Origin of the sequence: Microcystis sp. LE19-195.1E, assembly GCF_027532095.1 — a bacterium.
Classification (GTDB): Bacteria; Cyanobacteriota; Cyanobacteriia; order Cyanobacteriales; family Microcystaceae; genus Microcystis; species Microcystis aeruginosa.
The window spans coordinates 1-3752 of record NZ_JAPZSZ010000114.1 but is presented as its reverse complement, the minus strand read 5'-3'; the positions used below and the strand labels follow the sequence as shown (position 1 = coordinate 3752).

General features: G+C 43.1%; 1 protein-coding gene and 1 pseudogene. Both read left to right on the top strand.

Annotated elements, in window-relative coordinates; genetic code table 11:
- Positions 1–309: 309 nt before the first annotated feature.
- Positions 310–795 (top strand): DUF29 domain-containing protein, encoded by a 486-nt coding sequence (locus O9300_RS06965; protein ID WP_287970868.1) that lies wholly within the window; start codon positions 310–312, stop codon positions 793–795.
- 878 nt (positions 796–1673) lie between these two features.
- Positions 1674–3752, top strand: a pseudogene (locus tag O9300_RS06960) (hypothetical protein); the annotation flags it as partial.

The following is a 3752-nucleotide window of genomic DNA, read 5'->3' as shown; positions in this document are numbered from 1 at the left end:
GAGAATTGGGTAGAGTTATAAATTAAACCCAATCTTTAATTCATCCGCCATATTTTAATAGCTTGAGTCAGTAAAGACGTGCGTTACACTACGTTAACGCACCCTACAAAATTGGCTTGAGTCAGTAAAGACGTGCGTTACACTACGTTAACGCACCCTACAAGATCGGCGTACTGCTACGCAGTGTCTTCGGCATCGCACTGTAAGGATGGGCGGTGATTTTTCCCGTGTCACTATCAAAATTAGGAGAAAGTGGCCTAGTATATATATGAGGGTACTTATCTCCTATTAAAAACCGTAAACAATCCAATGAAAACTTTAAATCAGAATTCCTGGCAAGTAGAGGGAGGAGAAACCCTGCCTCTACTTTACGAAATTGATCAACATCTTTGGTTAGAGGAAACAATAAAAATCCTCAAGGAAAATCGCTTAGATGAATTAGATGTAATCCATTTAATTGAGGAATTAGAAAGCTTGAGTAAAAGAGATAAAAACCGAGTCAGTAGCTTACTTGAACAAGTGATCAGGCATTTATTACTTTTACAATATTGGACAACAGAAGCCGAAATAAATCGGAATCATTGGCGAGCGGAAATTATCAGTTTTCGCACGCAATTAAGAAAATGTTTAACGACGAATTTACAGAATTATTTGGCTGAGGAATTACCGATAATCTATCAGGATGCTTTCGATTATGTTCAACAAAAAACTGGGTTTTCTGGCGATTTTCCCTCAGAATGTCCTTACAGTTTAGAGCAATTATTAGATAAAAATTGGTTTCACTGTGAAGATTAGACATTAAACATGATAAAATAATCAAAGAAAACCGTTCTAAAACCACGGGGTTTTTAACCCAAATTTGCGATAATAAGATGAGCTTAAATTATCAACTCGGAATCAGTCCAGATTTTTAGCTCTTTTGTCCCATCTACAAGGATAGCATTTTCCAAAAGTGATAAAAGAGGTGTAAAGTTATTTTATAGTAGTTGTCGATAGCCTGGAAATTGTCCTGACGACTTCCCAAATTGCTCCTCACCTGACCCACCGTCTCAACCTCCAGTTGGCGAAAGTAGATAGCACCGAGATTGACTTGCAGCAGTTTGATTATGTCCTGCTTAACCAGCGCCATCCCGGTTGAGCGAGTTCGCCGTCGGTTGTCAGCCATCTGATCGGACGCTTGCAGCGAGCGCCTAGTTTTAAATTGAGTTACGCGCAAGATCAGGTATTTTTATTTGAGCAACACTAAGAGAGAAAAAGCAGCGCGGACTATATATCTGTATAAAGTGCTACAATAATCTAAGATTCCATCAAAGGTTAGATTATCAAACGCCGACTCAGAACTATCAAGGTCGGAAAACCTCGTTCGATAGTCTGAGCAGAGGCAAGACAATCGGTTAGAACTTATCGACTATCTGAGACTGTCCAATCGTTGGGATCGACTTCGGGTATGAGTGAGGATATCGATCCGCAATTGTCAGGGTAACACCAAATCCCCCTGATCCAGTGCAGTTGACAACCCTTCTGGTTCGTGGTGACCACTTCAGGGGTCCCTGATGATAACTGGGTTTTGCTAACTGGATTTAGGATAAACCTGCCTTAGTGCGGTTTTGTCGTTACTTGTCTAACAATTGTTGCTATTTCACTAACTACCTTATTTTTTATGGTTAAAAATTATGGCAAGCAAATCTTATTCGATGGTGCAAAATTCCCCAACCGGAACAACCGGAACGGGACTAGATCAAACGGTTGAAAGAATTGGCAGAGATCCAGGACTCGCTGGTGCTAATCTCGGCACAAATATTACGGTTGGAATGACGGCGGCTAATGAATTAAATCAGTTAATCTTAGAAGCCAAACAAGCCACTGGAGTTGCTAGTAACGGCATTTTTACTGTCAGTGACGTAATCGCGATTAATGCCTGGATTCGCGCTAACCGTTTAGCAGAATTTACTGCTCTCCACGGCGATGATGACGGCACAACAGAAACAGGGTTTCATTTAGTCCAAAATGACGGAGCGACTCAACAGTATCGCAATCAGAATTTAGTTGATACGGTTTTTGATGGCATTTATCACATTGGTTTCCTAATCGAAAATGGCACCTTTGTCAATGAAGATGGTAACGCCAATGCCACTGTCACCCAAGTAGCGGATTGGCTAACCCAATTTTATACAGATCGGGCAACAACTAATACCGGACTTGATCAGATTACGGAATTAGTCATTGCTGATCAGGGTTTAGCGCAAAATATACCTTGGCAAGAAATTGCTGGCGGTGCTGATGCTGCCAATGGACTGAATGATTTATTAAAAACAGCGATTACCACCTACAATCTCGCCGCCGATGGTTCAATTTCCGAAAGCGATATTGCACAAATTAACAATTGGATTCGCTCTGATGCCACCCGTTATAACACTTTTGTTGTTCTGCATGGGGATGATGACGGCACAACAGAAACTGGCTTCCATTTAGTTCAAAATGACGGCGCTAAGACCACATATTTTGCGAAAAACCTAGTTAATACCGTTGCCGACGGAATCTATCATATTGGTTTTGAGATCCAAAATGGGCGGTTTCTCAACGAAGATGGTGCAGCTAATGCCACAGTCAAAGACGTAGCAGATTGGGTAACATATTTTTACGTTGATCAGTCCACCACTGGCACAGGATTAGACAAAATTGTCGATACCATCAAAATCGATACTGGCTTAGCCAAGTGGACAAATGCGGGGGATATTAACGCCGGAGCCGCCGCCGCCGACGGACTTAACCATCTATTAGTCGATGGCGTTACAGCTACAGGTATCGCTGCTGATGGCTGGATTACCAGCGATGATATTCGCACCCTCAATCAGTGGGTTCGCACTAATCACTATGACGAATTTATCCTCCTCCACGGTGACGATGAGGGAAATGAGGAAACAGGCTACCACCTGGTACAAAATGACGGAGCGACAACCCAATACTTCGGTAAAAATTTAGTCAATACCGTAGCCGATGGACTCTATCATATTGGCTTTACCATCGAAGAAAATCGTCTCGTCAACGAAGACGGCGATGCCAATGCTCGCCTGAATGATGTTGCCAGTTGGCTCAACTATTTCTATCTTCAGAAAACCATTATTTACGGTGATAACTCTAGCGACACGATTACAGGTACGAATCTTGCCGAACACCTGATGGGTTACGGGGGAAACGATATTCTCAATGGTGGCGGCGGCGATGACCTACTCGATGGAGATTGGGGGTCTGACACTTTATCGGGTGGGGTTGGCAATGACTTACTCTATGGCGGCGCAGACAATGACCAATTAGATGGAGGTGAAGACTCAGACACTTATTATGTCTCCGGTAATCTAGCCGGAGGCTGGTCGAGTTTCCAAGGCTACGACATCTATACCGATACCGGCACCTCTGGGGTGGATAAAATTGTGGCTTTGGGTACAGGAGACGTGGACCTGGGGATTCTTTCCTTTAGCACCAATAGTGGCATTGAAACCATCGACGGGACAGGAGTAACAGGAAAAGTCACCATCGTCGGTGATTGGAGTGCCAATACCCTCGACTTTTCTAATACCAACTTTGTCGGTGACAATATCCAAATCCATGGCTATTGGGGGAATGATAATATCACTGGCACCACTGGTAATGATGTCATTATTGGTGGCGGTGGTGAGGACAAACTTAACGGTGGTAACGGTTCCGACCAATACGTTTATACCGGCTATCAAAGTAATGAGTGGAATACCTTT

Excerpts from the sequence above, each read along its gene's own strand:
- O9300_RS06965 (WP_287970868.1), top strand. The coding sequence starts at position 310 with ATGAAAACTTTAAATCAGAATTCCTGGCAAGTAGAGGGAGGAGAAACC.